Source organism: Pseudomonas sp. Hz4 (genome assembly GCF_054898165.1).
Genome location: NZ_CM142719.1, coordinates 5,849,361 through 5,870,188, shown reverse-complemented (window position 1 = coordinate 5,870,188; position 20,828 = coordinate 5,849,361). Strand labels below are relative to the sequence as shown.

16 protein-coding genes and 2 pseudogenes are annotated in these 20,828 nt (G+C 59.6%); 13 read left to right on the top strand and 5 right to left on the bottom strand.

What is annotated here, in order from left to right:
• The 6 genes from ACYZTR_RS27100 to gcvP all read left to right on the top strand — a co-directional run bounded on the left by ACYZTR_RS27100 (position 1) and on the right by gcvP (position 8,912).
• Entirely contained in the window at positions 1-1,224 is a 1,224-nt protein-coding gene (locus tag ACYZTR_RS27100) for a 2-octaprenyl-3-methyl-6-methoxy-1,4-benzoquinol hydroxylase (protein WP_461975281.1), read from the top strand.
• Between the two features lie 245 nt (positions 1,225-1,469).
• Positions 1,470-2,474 carry an extracellular solute-binding protein gene (locus tag ACYZTR_RS27095; protein ID WP_461975279.1) on the top strand — a complete coding sequence of 335 codons (1,005 nt, stop codon included), beginning with the start codon at positions 1,470-1,472 and terminating at the stop codon, positions 2,472-2,474.
• A 140-nt stretch (positions 2,475-2,614) separates the two neighbouring features.
• Positions 2,615-4,231, top strand: coding sequence for an ABC transporter permease (locus ACYZTR_RS27090; protein ID WP_461975277.1), 1,617 nt, complete (start codon positions 2,615-2,617; stop codon positions 4,229-4,231).
• 156 nt (positions 4,232-4,387) lie between these two features.
• The gene (gene gcvT / locus ACYZTR_RS27085) at positions 4,388-5,470 is read left to right on the top strand and encodes a glycine cleavage system aminomethyltransferase GcvT (protein ID WP_461975275.1); all 1,083 of its coding nucleotides are present in this window, start codon (positions 4,388-4,390) and stop codon (positions 5,468-5,470) included.
• Between the two features lie 50 nt (positions 5,471-5,520).
• The gene (gene gcvH / locus ACYZTR_RS27080; RefSeq protein WP_461975273.1) at positions 5,521-5,904 is read left to right on the top strand and encodes a glycine cleavage system protein GcvH; all 384 of its coding nucleotides are present in this window, start codon (positions 5,521-5,523) and stop codon (positions 5,902-5,904) included.
• Between the two features lie 134 nt (positions 5,905-6,038).
• Positions 6,039-8,912, top strand: a complete 2,874-nt coding sequence (gene gcvP / locus ACYZTR_RS27075; protein ID WP_461975271.1) for an aminomethyl-transferring glycine dehydrogenase — start codon at positions 6,039-6,041, stop codon at positions 8,910-8,912.
• Between the two features lie 64 nt (positions 8,913-8,976).
• On the opposite strand, the gene ACYZTR_RS27070 is transcribed toward gcvP, so the two are convergent.
• The 3 genes from ACYZTR_RS27070 to ACYZTR_RS27060 form a co-directional block, all read right to left on the bottom strand.
• Entirely contained in the window at positions 8,977-9,294 is a 318-nt protein-coding gene (locus tag ACYZTR_RS27070; protein ID WP_010466645.1) for a DUF2388 domain-containing protein, read from the bottom strand.
• Between the two features lie 224 nt (positions 9,295-9,518).
• Positions 9,519-11,303: a GspE/PulE family protein gene (locus ACYZTR_RS27065; protein ID WP_461975269.1), complete on the bottom strand. Its 1,785-nt coding sequence runs from the start codon at positions 11,301-11,303 to the stop codon at positions 9,519-9,521.
• Between the two features lie 90 nt (positions 11,304-11,393).
• Complete coding sequence (locus ACYZTR_RS27060) at positions 11,394-11,732, bottom strand: hypothetical protein (RefSeq protein WP_461975267.1); 339 nt, start codon at positions 11,730-11,732, stop codon at positions 11,394-11,396.
• A gap of 126 nt (positions 11,733-11,858) precedes the next feature.
• Here ACYZTR_RS27060 and ACYZTR_RS27055 point away from each other — a divergent pair, with 126 nt between their 5' ends.
• Entirely contained in the window at positions 11,859-12,323 is a 465-nt protein-coding gene (locus ACYZTR_RS27055) for an Lrp/AsnC family transcriptional regulator (protein WP_046045137.1), read from the top strand.
• A 123-nt stretch (positions 12,324-12,446) separates the two neighbouring features.
• On the opposite strand, the gene ACYZTR_RS27050 is transcribed toward ACYZTR_RS27055, so the two are convergent.
• On the bottom strand, positions 12,447-13,814 hold the full coding sequence (locus tag ACYZTR_RS27050) for a CYTH domain-containing protein (RefSeq protein ID WP_461975265.1): 1,368 nt from the start codon (positions 13,812-13,814) through the stop codon (positions 12,447-12,449).
• A 157-nt stretch (positions 13,815-13,971) separates the two neighbouring features.
• On the opposite strand from ACYZTR_RS27050, the gene argE reads away from it, so the two are divergent.
• Together argE and argA are read left to right on the top strand one after the other, a co-directional pair.
• Positions 13,972-15,129: an acetylornithine deacetylase gene (argE, locus tag ACYZTR_RS27045; protein ID WP_461975263.1), complete on the top strand. Its 1,158-nt coding sequence runs from the start codon at positions 13,972-13,974 to the stop codon at positions 15,127-15,129.
• A gap of 135 nt (positions 15,130-15,264) precedes the next feature.
• Positions 15,265-16,563 carry an amino-acid N-acetyltransferase gene (gene argA, locus ACYZTR_RS27040; RefSeq protein WP_461975261.1) on the top strand — a complete coding sequence of 433 codons (1,299 nt, stop codon included), beginning with the start codon at positions 15,265-15,267 and terminating at the stop codon, positions 16,561-16,563.
• A 178-nt stretch (positions 16,564-16,741) separates the two neighbouring features.
• On the opposite strand, the pseudogene tauA reads toward argA, so the two are convergent.
• Positions 16,742-16,915 (bottom strand): annotated as a pseudogene (gene tauA, locus ACYZTR_RS27035) (taurine ABC transporter substrate-binding protein); the annotation flags it as partial.
• A 444-nt stretch (positions 16,916-17,359) separates the two neighbouring features.
• Here tauA and ACYZTR_RS27030 point away from each other — a divergent pair.
• The 4 genes and pseudogenes from ACYZTR_RS27030 to ACYZTR_RS27015 all read left to right on the top strand — a co-directional run bounded on the left by ACYZTR_RS27030 (position 17,360) and on the right by ACYZTR_RS27015 (position 20,811).
• Positions 17,360-18,730 (top strand): OprD family porin, encoded by a 1,371-nt coding sequence (locus ACYZTR_RS27030; protein ID WP_461975259.1) that lies wholly within the window; start codon positions 17,360-17,362, stop codon positions 18,728-18,730.
• A 61-nt stretch (positions 18,731-18,791) separates the two neighbouring features.
• Positions 18,792-18,857: pseudogene (locus tag ACYZTR_RS27025) on the top strand (hypothetical protein); the annotation flags it as partial.
• Between the two features lie 278 nt (positions 18,858-19,135).
• Entirely contained in the window at positions 19,136-19,729 is a 594-nt protein-coding gene (gene ssuE, locus ACYZTR_RS27020) for an NADPH-dependent FMN reductase (protein WP_461975257.1), read from the top strand.
• 101 nt (positions 19,730-19,830) lie between these two features.
• Positions 19,831-20,811 carry a sulfonate ABC transporter substrate-binding protein gene (locus tag ACYZTR_RS27015; protein WP_461975255.1) on the top strand — a complete coding sequence of 327 codons (981 nt, stop codon included), beginning with the start codon at positions 19,831-19,833 and terminating at the stop codon, positions 20,809-20,811.
• Positions 20,812-20,828: the final 17 nt, after the last annotated feature.

Below are 20,828 nucleotides of genomic sequence, written 5' to 3'. Positions count from 1 at the left end.
ATGGAAACGCGCGCAGATCTGCTGATTGTCGGGGCCGGAATGGTCGGTAGCACCTTGGCGCTGGCGTTACAGGACAGCGGGCTGGAAGTCCTGTTGCTGGACGGCAGCCCGATGAGCGTTAAGCCCTTCGACGAACAATCGCCGTTCGAGCCGCGAGTGAGCGCCTTGTCGACGGCCAGCCATCGGATTCTCGAACGCCTCGGTGTCTGGGACGGTATCGCCAGCCGGCGCAGCAGCCCGTATACCGACATGCACGTCTGGGACGGCAGCGGCACCGGGCACATTCATTTTTCGGCGACCAGTGTGCATGCCGAAGTGCTGGGGCATATCGTCGAGAACCGCGTGGTTCAGGATGCCTTGCTCGACCGTTTGCATGACTGTGATCTGGGAATGCTGGCCAATGCGCGTCTGGAGCAAATGCGTCGCTCCGGCGACGATTGGCTGCTGACCCTGGCCGATGGGCGCACGCTGCGCGCACCGCTGGTGATTGCGGCGGATGGCGCCAATTCCGCAGTGCGGCGGCTGACCGGTGTGGCGACTCGCGAGTGGGATTATCTGCACCATGCGATCGTCACCAGCGTGCGCAGCTCCAGGCCGCATCAACTGACCGCCTGGCAGCGTTTCACCGACAACGGTCCATTGGCGTTTCTGCCGCTGGAACGTGATGGTCAGCAGGATTGGTGTTCGATCGTCTGGTCGACCACCCCGAGCGAAGCCGAACGCCTGATGGCGCTGGACGACCAAGGTTTCTGCACAGCGCTGGAGCGAGCCTTCGAAGGCCGACTTGGCACGGTGCTCAGCGCCGACCCGCGGCTGTGCGTGCCCCTGCGTCAGCGCCACGCCAAGCGTTACGTGGCTGAAGGCCTGGCGCTGATCGGCGACGCGGCCCACACCATTCACCCATTGGCCGGGCAGGGCGTGAACCTCGGGTTCCTCGATGCCGCCGTGCTGGCCGAAGTGCTGTTGCAAGCGGCCGCGCGTGGCGAGCGTTTGGCAGATGTGAAAGTGCTCAGCCGTTACGAGCGTCGGCGCATGCCTCACAACCTGGCGTTGATGGCAGCGATGGAAGGCTTCGAACGTTTGTTCCAGGCGGATCCGTTGCCGGTGCGCTGGCTGCGTAATGCCGGGTTGAAGATGGTTGATCAGATGCCGGAGGCCAAGGCGTTGTTTGTGCGTGAGGCGCTGGGATTGATCGGGGATTTGCCTGCGTTGGCCAAGGCCTGAGATCTTCGTTGGGGCTGATGGCCTCTTCGCGGGCAAGCCCGCTCCCACAGGGATTGAGTCGATTGTGATATCCCTGAACGACACAGAAACGGTGGGAGCGGGCTTGCCCGCGAAGGCGTCGGTACATTCACCACAAATTCCAAACCGTGCAACATCTGGTAACGCCTCCGCAAACTGATTGATTGAGAACGTAAATGTGAGTCCTTATCATTTGGTCTCAATTTCCCAATCGAGAGATCGCTCCTATGTTGGCACCGAAGCGTCTACTGACTGCACTCGCCCTGACCCTGATTGGCAGCACTGTCGCCCAGGCCGCCGACGAGGTGGTGGTTTACTCCTCGCGTATCGATGAACTGATCAAGCCGGTGTTCGATGCCTACACGGCGAAAACCGGTGTGCAGGTGAAGTTCATCACCGACAAGGAAGCGCCGCTGATGCAGCGGATCAAGGCCGAGGGCGAGAATGCCACCGCCGACCTGCTGCTGACCGTCGACGCGGGTAACCTCTGGCAAGCTGAGCAGATGGGAATCCTGCAACCCTTCACCTCGAAAACCATCGACGCCAACATTGCGCCTCAATACCGTGCCGCGTCCCACGCCTGGACCGGCTTGAGCCTGCGGGCGCGGACCATTGCCTACTCCACTGACCGGGTCAAAGCCGGCGAACTGACCACTTACGAAGCCCTGGCTGGCAAGGAGTGGGAAGGTCGTCTTTGCCTGCGCACCTCGAAGAAGGTCTACAACCAGTCCCTGACCGCCACCCTGATCGAAACCCACGGCGCGGAAAAAACCGAAGAAATCATCAAGGGCTGGGTCAAGAATCTGTCCACTGACGTGTTCTCCGACGACACCGCGCTGCTTGAGGCGATCAACGCCGGGCAATGCGACGTCGGCATCATTAACACTTATTACTACGGCCGCCTGCACCAGCAGAAGCCGGACCTGAAGGTCAAGCTGTTCTGGCCGAACCAGGCCGACCGTGGCGTGCACATCAACCTCTCAGGCATCGGCCTGACCAAGCATGCCCCGCACCCGGAAGCCGCGAAGAAACTGGTGGAGTGGATGACCACGCCTGAAGCGCAGAGCATCTTCGCCGACGTCAACCAGGAGTTCCCGGCCAACTCGAAAGTGGAACCTTCCAAGGAAGTGGCGGCGTGGGGCAAGTTCAAGGCTGACACCTTGCCGGTGGAAGTGGCGGGTAAACGCCAGGCCGAAGCCATACGGTTGATGGACCGCGCTGGCTGGAACTGAGTCTGCGGCTTGTAAGAGCGAAAGATCGCAGCCTTCGGCAGCTCCTGCAGGGTGTAAACCACCCAACGTAGGAGCTGCCGGAGGCTGCGATCTTTTTGCATTTTTCCTACACTCCACGATTTGCTTGCGAGAGACCTTCCTTGGCCCACCCCGCCCAACGCCGCTGGTACCCCCTGGTCTTCGCCATCGCCGCGCTGGTCCTGCTGCCACTTAGCGTTTTGCTGTTGTCATGGCAAACCATCGATCATCAAATCTGGTCCCACCTCTGGGACACCCAGATGCCGCGCCTGCTCGGCAACACGCTGACGTTGGTGCTCGGCGTCGGTATCGGCGTGACGGTCCTGGGCGTGAGCCTGGCCTGGCTGACCAGCCTCTGTGAATTCCCCGGTCGGCGTTGGCTGGACTGGGCGCTGATGCTGCCATTCGCCATTCCCGCCTACGTGCTGGCATTCGTTTTCGTCGGCCTCCTGGATTTCGCCGGCCCCGTTCAAACGTTGATGCGCGAATGGTTCGGCACGGGTTTGAGGTTGCCACGGGTGCGCTCCTCCGGCGGGGTGATTCTGGTCCTGGTGCTGGTCTTCTATCCCTACGTTTACCTGTTGGCGCGAACCGCGTTCCTGGCTCAAGGCAAAGGCTTGATGGAAGCGGCGCGAGTCTTGGGGCAATCCCCGTGGCAGGCGTTCTGGCGAGTCGCGTTGCCCATGGCGCGCCCGGCCATCGGTGCTGGCGTGGCGCTTGCGCTGATGGAAACCCTGGCGGATTTCGGCGCGGTGTCGGTGTTCAACTTCGACACGTTCACGACCGCCATCTACAAGACGTGGTACGGATTTTTCAGCCTCTCCACCGCCGCGCAACTGGCCAGCCTGTTGCTGCTGGTGGTGATGGTCGTGCTGTACGGCGAGCGTCGTGCTCGCGGGGCCAACCGGGCGAGTAACGAACGACCTCGGGTCAAGGCGCTGTATCACCTGCGCGGTTTCAAAGCGCTGGCAGCGATGAGTTGGTGCGCTCTGGTGTTCGCGTGTGCCTTCGTCATTCCGATGCTGCAACTGATGGTGTGGTTCTGGCAACGCGGGCGCTTCGACCTGGATGAGCGTTACGCGGGGCTAATCGTCCATACGTTGTACCTGGGCGGCATGGCCGCGCTGATCACCGTCAGTGTTGCTTTGGTGCTGGCGTTTGCCCGACGCCTGGCGCCGACTCGGGCGATTCGTTCTGGTGTCAGTCTGGCCAATCTCGGTTACGCCTTGCCGAGTTCGGTGCTGGCGGTGTCGATCATGCTGGCGTTCAGTTACCTGGACCGCGAATTGGTGATTCCGTTATCGGGTTGGTTGGGGGGCGCCGGCAAGCCATTGCTGCTGGGCAGTCTGTCGGCGTTATTGCTGGCCTATCTGGTGCGTTTCATCGCGGTGGCGTATGGGCCGCTGGAAAGCAGTCTGGCGCGAATACGGCCCTCTTTGCCCGAAGCAGCACGTAGCCTTGGCGTCAGTGGGCCACGACTGTTTTTCAAAGTGTATCTGCCGTTATTGCTCCCGGGAACGTTGAGCGCTGGGTTGCTGGTGTTCGTCGATGTGCTCAAGGAAATGCCCGCGACCCTGCTGATGCGCCCGTTTGGCTGGGACACGCTGGCAGTGCGGATCTTCGAGATGACCAGCGAAGGTGAGTGGGCGAGGGCCTCGTTGCCGGCCCTGACCCTGGTTTTGGTCGGGCTGTTACCGGTCATCGGATTGATTCGACGTTCGGCGCATCGAAACGCCTAGGTGCCAGTCCTACACCTTGAGGCTACAATGCGCGGCATTCGGTGCGGTCTGTCCTACAGACCAGGTAGCTGAAATCGGCTGAAAGCCATATATTTCAAGGCTTTCACCCCGTGCAGCACCTGCCCGCACCCTCGCCACGCCCGGAAGGAGAAACCCATGGGACAGCGTACGCCTCTGTATGACCTTCATCTCGCCCTCGGCGCGAAGATGGTCGATTTTGGCGGTTGGGATATGCCTTTGCATTACGGCTCGCAGGTCGAGGAACACCATCAGGTGCGCCGCGATTGCGGGGTATTCGATGTATCCCACATGACCGTGATCGATGTCAGCGGCCCTGAGGCCAAACCTTGGCTCCAGCATTTGCTGGCCAATGACGTCGAACGTCTGCACAGCCCTGGCCGTGCCTTGTACAGCACGATGCTCAACGAGCGCGGCGGCATCGTCGACGACATGATCGTCTACCGTCTCGAGGACGGTTATCGGCTGGTGGTCAACGCCTCCACCCGCAACCAGGACCTCGCCTGGATGCAGGCCCATCTCGATGGTTTCGATGTGCAGCTCAACGAGCGCTCCGAGTTGGCGATGCTGGCCATTCAAGGGCCTCAGGCCCGGAACAAAATCTCCGAATTGGTGACCCAGGCCCGCGGCAACCTGATTCAGATGCTCAAGCCCTTCGAAGGCCAGCCCGATGGTGACTGGTTCATCGCGCGCACGGGTTACACCGGCGAAGATGGCCTGGAAATTGTTCTGCCGGCCAATCAAGCGCCGGGATTCTTCAACGATCTGGTGGGCGCGGGCATCTCGCCGATCGGCCTCGGGGCGCGCGATACTCTGCGGGTCGAAGCCGGCATGAACCTCTACGGTCAGGACATTCACCAGGACGTTTCACCGCTGGCCTCCAACATGGCCTGGAGCATTGCCTGGGAACCGTCGACGCGCCAGTTCATTGGTCGCAGTGCACTGGAAGCCGAACGGGCGGGTGGCGTACAGCACAAACTGGTCGGGCTGGTCCTTGAGGAGCGTGGGGTTTTGCGCGCTCATCAAGTGGTCCGCATCGCCAATGTTGGCGAAGGGGAGATCACCAGTGGTAGTTTCTCTCCTACGCTTAGCAAATCGATAGCACTGGCGCGCGTGCCGATGGCGACAGCCGACCGCGCAGAAGTGGAAATCCGTGGCAAATGGTACCCGGTCCGAGTGGTCAAACCGACCTTCGTACGCCATGGCAAAACCTTGATCTAATCTTTTCTGGCGGGCAACGACCGCTGACAATTCTCTTGAGGACACAGAACATGAGCGATATTCCTGCCGACCTGCGTTTTGCCGAAAGTCACGAATGGGCCCGTCTCGAAGCCGATGGCACCGTCACCGTGGGCATCAGCGATCACGCTCAGGAAGCCTTGGGCGATGTGGTGTTCGTTGAGTTGACCGAAGTCGGCAAAGTATTTGCTGCCGAAGAACAAGCTGGCGTGGTGGAGTCGGTCAAAGCGGCTTCGGATATCTACTCCCCGGTTGCCGGTGAAGTGATTGCAATCAACGAAGACTTGGGCGCTTCGCCGGAATTGCTCAACACCGACCCATACGGGGCTTGGATTTTCAAGCTCAAGCCAAGCAACACGGCTGATCTGGACAAGCTGCTCGATGCAGCTGGCTACAAGGCCGCCATCGGCGACTAAGCGATCCGCGTCACCCCCAAAGCCCCGACCCGTCGGGGCTTTTTTACGTCCGCTCAGGACTCCCCGGCATCGACTGCTATGCTGGTTTGACCGTGTTGCATCGACGTTGAGCGCCAGTCAAGAGAGAGCCCGTCATGTCCCAATTGCCGTCCTTGAGCCAGTTACGCGACCCCAATGCCTTCCTTCGCCGCCACCTCGGGCCCGATGCCGCCGAGCAACAGGCGATGCTCGACAGCCTCGGCCTCGGCAGCCGGGTCGAGTTGATCGAGCAGACGGTGCCGCCGGGAATCCGCCTGAACAGGCCGCTCGACCTGCCACCCGCCCTCGACGAAGAAGCCGCGCTGGCCAAACTGCGTGGGTACGCTGAGCAAAACCAGGTCTGGACCAGCCTGATCGGCATGGGCTACCACGGCACGCTCACGCCGACTGTCATTGCGCGCAACGTGCTGGAAAATCCCGGTTGGTACACCGCGTACACGCCGTATCAACCAGAGATCGCCCAGGGCCGGCTCGAAGCGCTGCTGAATTTTCAGCAATTGACCATCGACCTTACCGGCCTGGAACTGGCCAACGCCTCGTTGCTGGATGAAGCCACGGCGGCGGCGGAAGCCATGGCACTGGCCAAGCGTGTCGCCAAGTCCAGAAGCAATCTGTTCTTCGTCGACGAAAACTGTCATCCGCAGACCATTTCCGTGGTGCAGACCCGAGCAGAAGGGTTCGGCTTCGAGCTCATCATCGACGCTGTGGATAACTTGAAACAGCACCAGGTGTTCGGCGCGCTCCTGCAATATCCGGATACCCACGGCGAGATCCGCGATCTTCGTCCGTTGATCGATCATCTGCATGCTCAGCAAGCCTTGGCGTGTGTCGCAACCGACCTGCTGAGTCTGCTGTTACTGACGCCACCGGGGGAGTTGGGCGCCGACGTGGTGTTCGGTTCCTCCCAGCGTTTCGGCGTGCCCATGGGGTACGGCGGGCCTCACGCAGCGTTTTTTGCCAGTCGCGATGAGTACAAACGGGCGATTCCCGGCCGGATCATCGGCGTGTCCAAAGATGCCCGCGGCAATGTCGCCTTGCGCATGGCCCTGCAAACCCGCGAGCAACATATCCGCCGGGAGAAGGCTAACTCGAACATTTGCACCGCTCAGGTGCTGCTGGCCAACATCGCCAGTTTCTATGCGGTCTACCACGGTCCGGAAGGGCTCAAACGCATTGCCCAGCGCGTCCATCGGCTGACCAGCATTCTCGCCGCCGGCCTTGAGCGCCACGGCATCACCCGCCTCAACCAACACTTTTTCGACACGCTGACACTGGAAGTCGGTGGTACTCAGACGGCAGTTATCGAAAGCGCTCAGGCCGCACAGATCAATTTGCGCATTCTTGGGCGTGGGCAGTTGGGGCTGAGCCTCGACGAAACCTCTGACGAATCCACCGTCGCGAAGTTGTTTGATGTGTTCCTCGGTTCCGATCACGGGCTCAACGTCGACGAACTGGACGCTGAAGCCCTTGCTTGCGGCATTCCCGCAGGCCTGCTGCGTACCTCGCCTTATCTGCGTCACCCGGTGTTCAGCGCCCATCACAGCGAAACCGAAATGTTGCGTTACCTCAAGCAGCTGGAGAACAAGGACCTGGCCCTCAATCAATCGATGATCCCGCTGGGCTCCTGCACCATGAAGCTCAATGCCACCAGCGAGATGATTCCCATCACCTGGCCGCAGTTCGCCAACCTGCACCCGTTTGCGCCGAAAGAGCAGGCGGTCGGTTATTCACTGATGATCGAAGAACTGGAGCGCTGGCTCTGCGCGATTACCGGTTTCGACGCGATCTGTATGCAACCCAACTCCGGCGCCCAAGGCGAGTACGCCGGGTTGCTGGCGATCCGCAAATACCATGAGAGCCGTCATGAGGGCGCGCGGGATATTTGCCTGATCCCGTCCTCGGCCCACGGCACCAACCCGGCCTCGGCGCAAATGGCCGGGATGCGGGTGGTGATCGTCGAGTGCGACGAGGCGGGCAACGTTGATCTGGATGACCTCAAAGGCAAAGCCGCCGAGGCGGGCGACAAACTTGCCTGCCTGATGGCAACGTATCCTTCGACCCACGGCGTATACGAGGAAGGCATCAGCGAAATCTGCGAAGTTATCCACAGTCACGGTGGCCAGGTGTACATGGACGGCGCCAATCTCAACGCCCAGGTCGGGTTGGCGCGGCCGGCGGACATTGGCGCCGACGTGTCCCACATGAACTTGCACAAGACCTTCTGCATTCCACATGGCGGCGGCGGGCCGGGCATGGGGCCGATTGGGGTACGGGCGCATTTGGCGCCGTTCGTGGCCAATCACCCGGTGGTGCCGATTGAAGGACCACTGCCGCAGAACGGAGCGGTCAGCGCAGCGCCTTGGGGCAGCGCGAGTATTTTGCCGATCAGCTGGATGTACATCGCGATGATGGGGCCGCAATTGGCGGATGCCAGCGAGGTGGCGATTCTTGCCGCGAATTACCTGGCGCAGCATCTGTCCGGTGCATTTCCGGTGCTCTATACCGGGCGTAATGAACGGGTGGCTCACGAATGCATTCTTGACCTGCGGCCGCTCAAGGCGCTGACCGGGATCAGCGAGGAAGACGTCGCCAAGCGGTTGATGGACTATGGCTTCCATGCGCCGACCATGTCATTTCCGGTGCCGGGGACGTTAATGGTTGAACCGACCGAAAGTGAGTCGAAGGCAGAGCTGGACCGGTTTATTGGAGCGATGCTGAGTATCCGCGCGGAAATCACCGAGGTGCAGAACGGCAATTGGCCAGCCGATGACAACCCGCTGAAACGTTCGCCGCATACCCTGGCGGACATCACCGGGGTGTGGGAACGGCCTTACACCATCGAGCAGGCGGTGACGCCGGATGCTCATACCAAGGCGCATAAATATTGGCCGGTGGTGAACCGTGTCGATAACGTTTACGGTGACCGCAATTTGTTTTGCGCTTGCGTCCCGGTGGACGATTATCGCTAATAGTTTGTGTTTGGGCATAAAAATGCCGCTCATATAGAGCGGCATTTTTGTTCAGCTGAAAAGCTTACTCGGAAGCAACGGCATTCTTCGCCAGGATCGCATTCGCCAGTTCCATGTCCGTGGCCTGCAGGCCAGGGTTGTCGGCGCGGACTTTCTGCATCGCGGCTTCCAGGTATGGCCCACGAATGCCGCCGTCACTGGCAACAAAACTGCCGGCGTCGTCCTGGGCGGCAACGATCAGCTTGTGATCCTTGAAGGTCAGGTAGGTCGAGCCGGTGGTCGCACCGGACGAGATGACGTTACGCCAAAAGCTATCGGCCATCGCCGAACCGACGGGAAGGGACAACAGGGCGATGGTAGCGACAGCAAGTTTGAGACGCATAAGGGGTGACTCCACTGGGTTATCTACGGCCTTGGATTGCCAATCACCCAGTCGAGTTCCGTAACGGCTCAGCCGGTTCAACCAGCAAATTATCAGGAGGCAAATTTGTTTGCCCATTTGACCCACATGGGGTGCAGCCAGGGGTCCTGCAGCGCAGTCCGGACGGTGCAGTGCTATGGGTCAAAACCCAATACCGGATGGGGCCTGGCCGACGGGTAGCGCGGCTATTTCTGCTCACTCTGCGGCGTCACCCGCAATACTTCCTCAATGGTCGTTAAACCGGCCGCCACTTTTTGCGCCCCTGACAACCGCAAACTGCGCATGCCTTCCTTGAACGCCTGACGCCGCACCGCCAGCAAATCGGTGTCGGGGTTGATGAGCGCTTTGACGCCGTCCGTCAGCTGCATGATTTCGTAGACCCCGGCGCGGCCGCGGTAACCGGTATCGCGGCATTCCAGGCAACCAATGGCGCGATGTGCGTTGTTTGGCAATGGTGCCTGCCAAGGGCGGGTCAAGGTTTGCCAGTCTTCTTCACCCAGCGTCAGCGGCGCCTTGCAGTGCGGGCACAAGGTGCGGACCAGGCGCTGGGCCATGACGCCGAGCACCGTGGCTTTGATCAGGTAATGCGGCACGCCCAGTTCCAGCAAGCGGCTGATCGCGCTCGGTGCATCGTTGGTGTGCAGCGTCGACAGCACCAAGTGGCCAGTGAGCGCGGCCTGGATCGCCATTTCTGCGGTTTCGAGGTCACGGATCTCGCCGATCATGATGATGTCTGGATCCTGTCGCATCAGCGCGCGCACTCCGGCGGCGAAGGTCAGGTCGATGTTGTGTTGGACCTGCATCTGATTGAACGCCGGCTCGACCATTTCGATTGGGTCTTCGATGGTGCAGAGGTTGACCTCTGACGTCGCCAGTTTCTTTAGCGTGGTGTAAAGCGTGGTGGTTTTACCGGAACCGGTCGGCCCGGTGACCAAAATGATGCCGTTGGGCTGGCTAGTCATGTCCTGCCAGCGGCGCAAGTCATCGGCGGAGAATCCCAGCTGGTCAAAGTTCTTGAGCAGTACCTCAGGGTCGAAGATCCGCATGACCATTTTTTCGCCGAATGCGGTAGGCAATGTCGATAGCCGCAGCTCGACTTCGCCACCGTCCGGGGTTTTGGTCTTGACCCGTCCGTCCTGGGGTTTGCGTTTTTCCGCGACGTTCATTCGTCCGAGGCTTTTCAGGCGGCTGACAATGGCCATCGTCACTTGTGGCGGAAATTGATAGACGTTGTGCAGCACGCCGTCGATGCGAAAACGCACCGTGCCTTGCTCGCGCCGGGGTTCGATGTGGATGTCGCTGGCGCGTTGCTGGAACGCGTACTGGAACAACCAATCGACGATGTTGACGATATGGGCGTCATTCGCGTCTGGTTCCTGGTCGCTGGCACCGAGGTTCAGTAGCTGCTCGAAGTTGCCCAGGGTGTTCATCTGCTGATCGGTGTTGATCGCGCCGCTGACGGATTTGGCCAGGCGGAAGAACTCCACGCTGAAGCGCTGGATGTCGACCGGGTTGGCCACCACACGCTTGATCGGCAGTTTCAGCACGTGGGTCAGGTCGGCTTCCCAGCCGGTGACGTAGGGCTGGGCGCTGGCCACGGTCACCGCGTCGCGGTCGATGGAGATCGCAAGAATCTTGTGGCGCTGGGCGAAGGCGTAGGACATCAGCGGCGTAATCGCCGCAACGTTGATTTTCAGCGGATCGATACGCAGATAAGGCTGGCCGGCCTGCTGCGACAGCCAAAGCGTCAGGCATTCCAGATCGAGGTTTTTACCCGGACGACTGAGGTCGTCCAGGTGTTGGCTGGCGATGAATTCCAGTGGGTGCATCTGGCCACTGGCGGCGTGACGTCGTCGAGCATTGAGCGCGTGTTCGGCCGAGTCCTGGCTGATAAAGCCTTGGGCGACCAGTTCACGCAGCAAATCATTGAGATCCAGCCAGCGGTCCTGAATGGCAAGTTGAACGGACATGCGGGCTCCTCATGAACAACAGTTCGCAAAGGATAGTCGCGGACCCGCAGACCGTTGGGCCACTACCCGACGAAGCCGTGTCGAGTTTTTTCAGCCTGCCGCCTGAACCGGTTCATCCCAAGCGCAATCAGTCGCTTGCAGGTCAACCGAACAGACGCTGATCAGGTTACGTAATTTCTCCGCGATTACTTGGGCGCGGTGCCAGCTCAGACCGTCCATCACGATGTCGATCGACAGCAGATCGTCCATACGCTGCACGTTGACCTGTACCGGTGTCAGGCACTGTAAGGCGAACAGGTTGAGTGCCCGGCACAGCAGATCCGGTTCGGCCTCGGCCAGCAATTGATAGTGAACGCGGCAGTGGACGTTACTGACGTTCCAGACATCGGCGCGGGTGTGCGGGGTGTTCACGGCTTCTAGATGCGGCATGGTCGGACTCCAAAATCACTGGAGGAATTTTTACATTAGGTGCCCGGCATTTCTTATCTATGATTGGGATTATTGGCAGTTATTTGAATTGCTTGATTCGTAAAGTTATCGATTAAAGGTTTTTTTATGCATAGCGAGCTGGATGGCTACGACCGCAAGATTCTCGCGTTGCTGCAAGAGGACGCTTCACTCTCCAGTGCGCAGATCGCTGAACAGGTGGGACTCTCGCAGTCGCCGTGCTGGCGACGGATTCAGCGGATGAAGGAAGAGGGGATCATTCGCGGGCAGGTGACCTTGCTCGACCGGAAGAAAATCGGCCTGAACACGCAGATCTTTGCTGAAATCAAACTCAACGCTCACGGGCGTTCGAACTTCACCGAGTTCACCGAGGCGATTCGCGGTTTTCCCGAAGTGCTGGAGTGTTATGTGCTGATGGGGTCGGTGGATTTCTTGCTGCGCATCGTCACGGCGGACATCGAAGCGTATGAGCGCTTCTTCTTCGAGAAACTGTCGATGGTGCCGGGGATTCAGGAGGTGAACTCGATCGTGGCTTTATCCGAAATAAAGTCCACGACGAGTTTGCCGGTCTGACGTTTTGCGTGATCGTTCCCACGCTCTGCGTGGTAATGCCTCAAGGGACGCTCCGCGTCCAGGTGACGCGGAGCGTCACCGGCTGCATTCCCACGCGGGAGCGTGGGAACGATCATCACAAGATTACATACGCAGCAGCATCTTCCAGGCACGATTCTGATACACCGCAATCGCCTGCTGCTTGCGCGCATCCAGCGATTCATCGGTGATCGGCTCGTTAGCGAGCAGAGCAAGCTGTTTCAGCTCACCATACAGGCGATCCATTTCCGGTATGTCCAGCACGTTGCGGGCGTGATGCAGCCAGGCCTGAATGCGCTCGATGCGCGGCAGTTGCTCGGCCAGGTCTTCCGGCTGTTGCTGGTAACGCTGCAATTGCAGGGACGTCGCTTCTTCGCCCAGCAGGCGCGGCAGCCAGCTGCCCAGTTGCGCAGCGCCTTGGCGATTGCCCCGGACGTTGCGATCGGCCGCCCAGGTGCGGGCGAGCAACCAGCGCGAAGTGTTCAAGGAGAACAGGCCCCAGCGCGGGTCTTCGAGTTCTTCGAGGAACTGCTCCGGCGCGGCTTTGCGCACGTCTTCGTCATCGACACCGGCTTGAACCAGCGGACGCCAGTCTTCGAGCAAGGCATCCAGCGCGACGCGCAGATCGTGCGTCGACTGACGCGGTGCGGCTTGACCCAGGCTGCTGAGCAGCGCGCGCAATTCAGCCAGGTTTTCGACCCAGTCCTGCAGCAGGCGCCAGTGGCCGTTGAAGCGATACTGCTCGGCCAGACGCTGGCTGCTGCTCAGCAAGTGCCAGCTCAGCGCGGCGAAAGCGTCGTCCAGCGGCGTTTCAGCGGTGATCTGCGGCGCCGGCAGGCTCAACGAATAGCTGTTGGCGTCGTACAAGCGATAACCGCGTTCGGCCTTGCTGATGTCACATGGCATCAGGGCCAGGGTCGCGGCCAGTTCGGCGGCCAGTTCCAACAAAGCGGCCGGCTCGCCTTCGCGCAGTTCCAGTTCCAGTTCGCAGATTTCTTCTTTCTGCTTGCCGACCACAACATGGCCGAGGTCCAGCGCGGCTTCGATGACCACTTTGGTCTTGCCACGGCCCCAAGCGATTTCAGCGCGTTCGCGGACGAAATCGGTGGTGAAGATCGCCTTCAGGGTTTTCTTGTCCAACTCGGCGAGTTCTTCGGGCCAGCATTCGCCGTCGAGTTTCTTCACGTCGAGCTTGGCTTTGGGCAGGTTCCAGTCGTATTCGTTACGCACCGACAGACCGGCGACGCTCTGGCCACGGGTCTTGAGGGTTTGAATCACTTCTTCGCCATCGCGGCGCAGGCGCAGGGCAACCTTGGCGCGGGCCAGGTCGCGCTCAGGCGTGTCGAAGTACTGGTTCATCAACTCACGGCGTTCCCAGCCACTTTTGTTGCGTTTTTTCAGGAGCGGGTGCTCGCGCAGCGCGGCGAGGGTTTCGCGGCTGACGCGGAGTTTGATTTCGGTTTCTTTCTGCATGGCCGGAAAATCCAGGATCGGGAGCGCAGCCGGGGGGAATGTGTGGCTGCCAAGGTCGTGCAGTGTACAGGACTCATCCGTCCTACGTGCCGCGACGGTTTATTCCTGTCGCCGGATGGTTCTATGATGGACTTCAATTCGGGAGTTGGAGTCAGCGATGCCTTTGCCGTCCATGAAAGATCAGTTCGCTGCGCTGATCGCTACGCCGTCCGTCAGCTGTACGCAGGCCAGCCTCGATCAATCGAACCGTCCAGTGATTGATCTGCTGGCGACGTGGCTCGGCGATCTGGGTTTTACCTGCGACATCCAGCAGGTCAGCCCCGGCAAATTCAACCTGCTGGCCAGTTTCGGTTCTGGCCCCGGAGGCCTGGTGTTGGCCGGTCACAGTGACACTGTGCCGTTTGACGGCGCGCTGTGGCAGACCGATCCGCTGAAGCTGACCGAAGTCGATGGCCGCTGGATCGGGCTGGGCAGTTGCGACATGAAGGGTTTTTTCGCCCTGGCCATCGAAGCCGTCATTCCTCTGCTCGACCAACCGTTCAAACAACCGCTGCTGATTCTCGCTACCTGCGATGAAGAAAGCTCGATGTCCGGCGCTCGCGCACTGGCTGAAGCCGGGCGGCCACTGGGCCGTGCCGCCGTGATCGGCGAGCCGACCGGGCTAAAGCCGATCCGCATGCACAAAGGCATCATGATGGAGCGCATCGATATTCTCGGTCAGAGCGGCCACTCCTCTGATCCGCGCCTTGGCCACAGCGCACTCGAAGCCATGCACGATGCCATCGGCGAACTGCGTGGTTTGCGTCTGCTGTGGCAGCGCGAATATCGCAATCCGCAGTTCGGTGTACCGACGCCGACCCTGAATTTCGGCTGCATCCATGGTGGCGATAACCCCAATCGTATTTGCGGGCAGTGTTCGCTGGAGTTTGATCTGCGCCCGTTGCCAGGCATGGACCCCAATGTTCTGCGCGCGCAGATTCTGCAGAAGCTCAAGCCCATTGCCGAGAGGCATCAGGTGAAGATCGATTACGCGCCGCTGTTCCCCGAAGTGCCGCCGTTCGAGCAAGCCGAGGACGCCGAATTGATCCGTGTCGCGGAAAAGCTCACCGGCCATCGCGCCGAAGCAGTGGCGTTCGGCACCGAAGCGCCTTATCTTCAGCGTCTTGGCTGCGAAACACTGGTGCTGGGCCCTGGCGATATCGCCTGCGCGCACCAACCGGGGGAATACCTCGAAATGTCACGTTTGCAGCCTACCGTGCATCTATTACGACAACTGATTGAACATTACTGCCTCACACCGGCCCAAGCCGTATAAATTGCCAGCATCCCAACCCGTATTCATGAGGAGAGCGCGCGTGTCGCCAAGCCTGTTCCGACGATAACCATCAGCCCGCTGTGCGTTTTCAGTTTCGCCCATTTTTTGGCTGCTATTTATTACAGGCCCAGGTTCATGCCCGACTACGTTAATTGGCTTCGTCATGCTTCGCCTTACATCAACGCCCACCGTGATTGCACCTTTGTCGTCATGCTGCCCGGCGACGGCGTGGAGCACCCGAACTTCGGCAATATCGTCCATGACCTGGTGCTGTTGCACAGCCTGGGCGTGCGACTGGTGCTGGTTCACGGTTCCCGTCCGCAAATTGAAACCCGCCTCACTGCGCGCGGCCTGACCCCGCATTACCACCATGGGATGCGCATCACCGATGCCGCGACCCTTGAGTGCGTGATTGATGCGGTCGGCCAGCTGCGCATCGCCATCGAAGCGCGACTGTCCATGGACATGGCTTCATCGCCGATGCAGGGCTCGCGTCTGCGGGTGGCCGGCGGCAATCTGGTGACGGCGCGGCCGATCGGCGTGCTCGAAGGCGTCGACTATCACCACACCGGCGAAGTTCGTCGGGTCGACCGCAAGGGCATCAATCGTCTGCTGGATGAACGCTCCATCGTGCTGTTGTCGCCACTGGGTTATTCGCCGACCGGTGAGATTTTCAACCTCGCCTGCGAAGACGTCGCCACTCGCGCGGCCATCGATCTTGGGGCGGACAAGCTGCTGTTGTTCGGCGCCGACCTGGGGTTGATCGATGAAAACGGTCGGCTGGTTCGTGAGTTGCGTCCGCAACAAGTGCCGGCGCATCTGCAGCGCCTGGGCAGCAACTATCAGGCTGAGCTGTTGGATGCGGCCGCTGAGGCCTGCCGCGGTGGTGTGGCGCGCAGTCATATCGTCAGCTACGCCGAAGACGGCGCGCTGCTGACCGAACTGTTCACCCGTGACGGTGGCGGTACGCTGGTGGCCCAGGAGCAATTCGAGATTGTTCGCGAAGCGGCCATCGAAGACGTCGGCGGCTTGCTGGATTTGATCAGCCCGCTGGAAGAGCAGGGCATTCTGGTGCGGCGTTCCCGTGAGGTGCTGGAGCGTGAGATCGAGCAGTTCAGTGTGGTCGAACGCGAAGGCATGATCATCGCGTGTGCAGCGCTGTATCAGATTGCTGATTCGGATGCGGGGGAGTTGGCCTGTCTGGCGGTGAACCCGGAATACCGCCATGGCGGTCGTGGTGATGAGCTGCTGGAGCGCATAGAAACCCGCGCCCGGGCGCAAGGGTTGAAAACCTTGTTCGTACTGACTACCCGGACCGCTCACTGGTTTCGCGAGCGTGGTTTCGTGCCGAGCAGCGTCGAACGCCTGCCGTCGGCGCGGGCATCGCTATACAACTATCAGCGTAATTCGAAGATCTTCGAAAAAACCCTCTGACCTGATCGCTCCCACGCGCAGCAAAGGAACGCCTCAACGGACGCTCCGCGTTCGGCTGTGGGACGCGGAGCGTCCCGGGCTGCATTCCTACGCAGAGCGTGGGAACGATCATCACTCAGTGACAAACTTTGCGCTGACATACGGCCCCATTGGCCAGCCTGAGCGGCGGCGGCCAACGGGCTGAGCCGCGGTTGCCGATCTGCACGTCGCCGGAAGCAATGGCTGTAACCACTTCCGGGCCGCTATTGAAACGACTCCAGTCAATTTTCTGGCCGATGGTTTTCTCGTACAGTCCATCTGCCTGGGGGACTTTGCTGGGGTCGATACCGGTTTGATAACCGACCGTGAGGTCGCCGCGTGAGCGCTAAAAGAAAATAATACCGATACACAAACTGTAACAAATTGACTGGATAGTGCGCGCTTGGCCATCATAGGGTCGCAAATTCGATAGGGATTGACGTTTTCGGGATGCTTAAACGCTAATCGATCTAAAAAAAGGCTAACAAATACCATTTAGGAATTAGCTTATGAGCCGATACCCAGTGTCCCGGTTCGGATAGGTAGTGCTGAGCTATATTCCTGAATGGTATTAAAACGGATAAAAAAATTCCTTTTGGGTTTATGAGGGATTCATTCCCTGCAGGGACCAAATCACTGCGGTTAGACCTTGGTCGTAGACACATATAGTTACGATTGCCTTATAAGTCACGGTCTGGTGCTAATCGCGCATCTTGGATCTGGGGCGTTAGACCCGAGACCAAAGAACACAAAATTAGAAACGATAGGAGCGAAACAAATGAACAAGTCCACCTTGGCCCTGGCTGTGGCCGTAGGGGTTTTGGCGCAGCAGGCAGGCGCCGCCGGTTTCATCGAAGACAGCAAGGCTACTTTGGGGCTGCGTAACTTCTACATCAACAACGATAACCGTGATTCCGGTGCTCATACCACCCAGAGTAAGGCAGAAGAATGGGGCCAAGGCTTCGACCTGCGTTTCATCTCCGGTTACACCCAAGGCACCGTTGGCTTCGGTATTGATGCTATCGGCCTGCTGGGCGTGCGTCTGGATTCGGGTGGTGGCACTAATGGTGCGAGCCCTGCAACCAGCACAAACTATGGTTCTTATGGCGGTACTGTTTTCCCAAGCAAGTCTAACGGCGAAGCGGTTGATAACTTCTCCAGCTTGGGCCTGACTGCCAAAGCCAAGATCTCCCAGACCGAACTGAAACTGGGCACTCTGCAGCCAAAACTGCCGGTGATCGTGACCAACGATGGTCGTCTGCTGCCGCAAACCTTCCAGGGCGGTCAGATCACCACGAACGAGATCAAGGACCTGACACTGGTCGGTGGTCAGATCGAGCACGTCAAGGGTCGTAACTCCAGCAACAACGAAGAGTTGTCGATCGCTGGTGCTAACGGTCGTACTGCAGCCGGCCGTGACAGCAACAAGTTCATTTACGGTGGCGGCGACTACAAAATCACCAAAGACCTGACGGCCCAGTACTACTACGGCAACCTGGAAGATTTCTACAAGCAACACTTCCTGGGTCTGGTTCACAACTGGGCTATCGGCCCGGGCGTGTTGAAGTCTGATTTCCGCTACTTCAACAGCTCCGATGATGGTGCTAACGGCAACGACTCGAACTACTTCAGCTCGGGTAACTATCAGGGTTTCCGTGCTGGCAGGGGCAAAGTCGACAACAACTTGTACAGCGGCCTGTTCCTGTACTCCGTTGCCGGTCACACCTTCGGTGGCGGTTATCAGGTCAGCAACGGTAGCAGCGATTTCCCTTGGCTGAACCAGGGTGACGGCTCGTCGGCTTACCTGACTACCGACAGTCAGATCGCCAAGTTCGCCCGTGCCGGCGAACGTACCTGGCAAGCTCGCTACTCGTATGACTTCGCCAAGGTCGGCTTGCCAGGTGCTACTGCCGGCATCGTTTACCTGCGTGGCGACAACATTGATACCGTTGGTACAAATGGTCGCGAGAACGGCTCTGGCCGTTCCGAGTGGGAACGCGACCTGACCCTGGCCTATGTAGTCCAGAGCGGTCCACTGAAAAACCTGGGCCTCACGTGGAAAAACGCCATGTGGCGCAACGACGTCCCAGGCCAACGCGACCAGGACGAAAACCGTCTGATCGTCAGCTACTCGATCCCGCTGTTGTAATAGCGCTCGCGTAACTGAAGTAAAAAAGCCCCGCCCGGCATCACGCCGGGCGGGGCTTTTGCGTTTTCCCAAGGGCTATCGCGCGGTGAAGCCGTACCTGCGTCTGACGCCACAACCGAATCGTTGAGAGATCGTTCCTACGCTCCGCGTGGGAATGCAGCCCGTGACGCTCCGCGTCACTGGACGCGGAGCGTCCCTAGAGGCATTCCCACGCAGAGCGTGGGAACGATCAGCAGCGGATTAAGGCCGTTTCGGCGGACTATTTGTTTGAATTCATATATATCTAAAACGCATAACCAAATGAATAAATATGATTTATAGATATAAAAATCACCTGTTAAGGTCACTCCATCACCGCGAGATCGCAAGCCGCGAATCGCCAACACCGTTCAAGGAATCGCCTGAATGCGGGTCGTCTCACTCGGTGGCAGTCCCAGCCTACGCTCCCGTTCCGGGGTGCTGCTGGAGCGCTCCCAACGTTGGCTGCAAGAGCAAGGTGTGGAAGTGGTGAGTTACCAGGTACGGGACTTCCCGGCCGAAGACTTGCTGCATGCACGCTTCGACAGCCCGAAGGTCATCGACCTGCTGCAGCAGATTGAAAACGCCGATGGTCTGCTGATCGCTACACCGGTGTACAAGGCGTCGTTCTCCGGCGCATTGAAAACCGTGCTGGACCTGCTGCCCGAGCGCGCCCTGGCCCATAAGGTGGTTTTGCCAATGGCCACCGGTGGCAGCATCGCCCACATGCTGGCGGTCGATTATGCGCTCAAGCCGGTGCTGTCGGCGTTGAAAGCCCAGGAAATGCTCCACGGGATTTTCGCCGTGGACAGCCAGATCGCTTACGGAGAAGGCAGCGCCCAGGCGCAGTTGGTACCCGAGCTGGAACAACGACTGAATGAATCGCTGGAGTTGTTTTTCAGCGCCATGGCCCGACGGCCCAAGCCGATCGATCCGAACTTGTTGAATGACCGTTTGTTGAGTGCACGCTGGAGCATTTAAGCCAGCACTTAAGCCACACCTGAATTTGATCCACTCGCCTTACTCGCCCGCTAACGGCCAAGCAGGTGCAGCCAAAACCCAACTGCAAAAAGGAGAGCGCCATGCGCACTGTCATTTTGCGTCGTGGTCTGGTCGCTCTGTTTGCTGCGGCTGTAACCTTCGGCGCCATTACTCAAGCTCAAGCACGCTCTACCCAGGAAGGCGTGCTTCGGATCGGGTATCAAAAGTACGGCACCCTGGTGCTGCTCAAAGCCAAAGGCACACTTGAAAAACGCCTCGCCGCCCAAGGCGTGGACGTGCAATGGACTGAATTCCCCGGCGGCCCGCAACTGCTCGAAGGTCTGAACGTCGGCTCCATCGACTTCGGCGTTACCGGTGAAACGCCACCCGTATTCGCCCAAGCCGCCGGCGCCGATCTGCTCTACGTCGCCTATGAACCGCCTGCGCCTCACAGCGAAGCGATCCTGGTGCCGAAGGACTCGCCGATCAAATCGGTGCAGGACCTCAAGGGCAAAAAAGTCGTCCTGAACAAAGGCTCCAACGTTCACTACCTGCTCGTCCGCGCACTGGAAGAGGCCGGTCTCAAATACACCGACATCCAGACCGTATTCCTGCCGCCGGCCGACGCCCGCGCCGCGTTCGAGCGTGGCAGCGTCGATGCCTGGGTGATCTGGGACCCGTACCAGGCCGCCGCCGAACAGCAACTGCAAGCACGCACCTTGCGTGATGGCCAAGGCATCGTCGACAACCATCAGTTCTACCTCGCGACCAAGCCTTATGCGCAGAAAAATCCAGAGGTGATCAGGACCTTGGTGGAAGAAGTGCGTGCGGTCGGCGAATGGTCCAGGGCCAATCCCGAAGACGTGACTAAACAAGTCTCACCGCTGCTCGGCCTGCCGGCGGACATCACCCTGACCTCGATGAAACGCCAAGGCTACGGCGCGCTGTTCCTCACGCCTGAAGTGGTCGCCGCGCAACAGAAAATCGCCGACAGCTTCTTCCAGCTCAAGCTGATTCCAAAGCCCCTGAGCATCAAAGACGTGATCTGGACGCCACCGGCGGCCGTTGCCAACGCTCAGTAATTCGATTCCCCAAGGAG

Bases quoted from the DNA above. Each gene is read 5' to 3' on its own strand.
- ACYZTR_RS27070 (WP_010466645.1), bottom strand. From the start codon at position 9,294: ATGCGTCTCAAACTTGCTGTCGCTACCATCGCCCTGTTGTCCCTTCCC.
- ACYZTR_RS27065 (WP_461975269.1), bottom strand. From the start codon at position 11,303: ATGTCCGTTCAACTTGCCATTCAGGACCGCTGGCTGGATCTCAATGAT.
- argA (WP_461975261.1), top strand. From the start codon at position 15,265: ATGCCCGACTACGTTAATTGGCTTCGTCATGCTTCGCCTTACATCAAC.
- argE (WP_461975263.1), top strand. From the start codon at position 13,972: ATGCCTTTGCCGTCCATGAAAGATCAGTTCGCTGCGCTGATCGCTACG.
- gcvT (WP_461975275.1), top strand. From the start codon at position 4,388: ATGGGACAGCGTACGCCTCTGTATGACCTTCATCTCGCCCTCGGCGCG.
- gcvH (WP_461975273.1), top strand. From the start codon at position 5,521: ATGAGCGATATTCCTGCCGACCTGCGTTTTGCCGAAAGTCACGAATGG.
- ACYZTR_RS27060 (WP_461975267.1), bottom strand. From the start codon at position 11,732: ATGCCGCATCTAGAAGCCGTGAACACCCCGCACACCCGCGCCGATGTC.
- ACYZTR_RS27095 (WP_461975279.1), top strand. From the start codon at position 1,470: ATGTTGGCACCGAAGCGTCTACTGACTGCACTCGCCCTGACCCTGATT.
- ACYZTR_RS27100 (WP_461975281.1), top strand. From the start codon at position 1: ATGGAAACGCGCGCAGATCTGCTGATTGTCGGGGCCGGAATGGTCGGT.
- gcvP (WP_461975271.1), top strand. From the start codon at position 6,039: ATGTCCCAATTGCCGTCCTTGAGCCAGTTACGCGACCCCAATGCCTTC.
- ACYZTR_RS27030 (WP_461975259.1), top strand. From the start codon at position 17,360: ATGAACAAGTCCACCTTGGCCCTGGCTGTGGCCGTAGGGGTTTTGGCG.
- ssuE (WP_461975257.1), top strand. From the start codon at position 19,136: ATGCGGGTCGTCTCACTCGGTGGCAGTCCCAGCCTACGCTCCCGTTCC.
- ACYZTR_RS27050 (WP_461975265.1), bottom strand. From the start codon at position 13,814: ATGCAGAAAGAAACCGAAATCAAACTCCGCGTCAGCCGCGAAACCCTC.
- ACYZTR_RS27015 (WP_461975255.1), top strand. From the start codon at position 19,831: ATGCGCACTGTCATTTTGCGTCGTGGTCTGGTCGCTCTGTTTGCTGCG.
- ACYZTR_RS27055 (WP_046045137.1), top strand. From the start codon at position 11,859: ATGCATAGCGAGCTGGATGGCTACGACCGCAAGATTCTCGCGTTGCTG.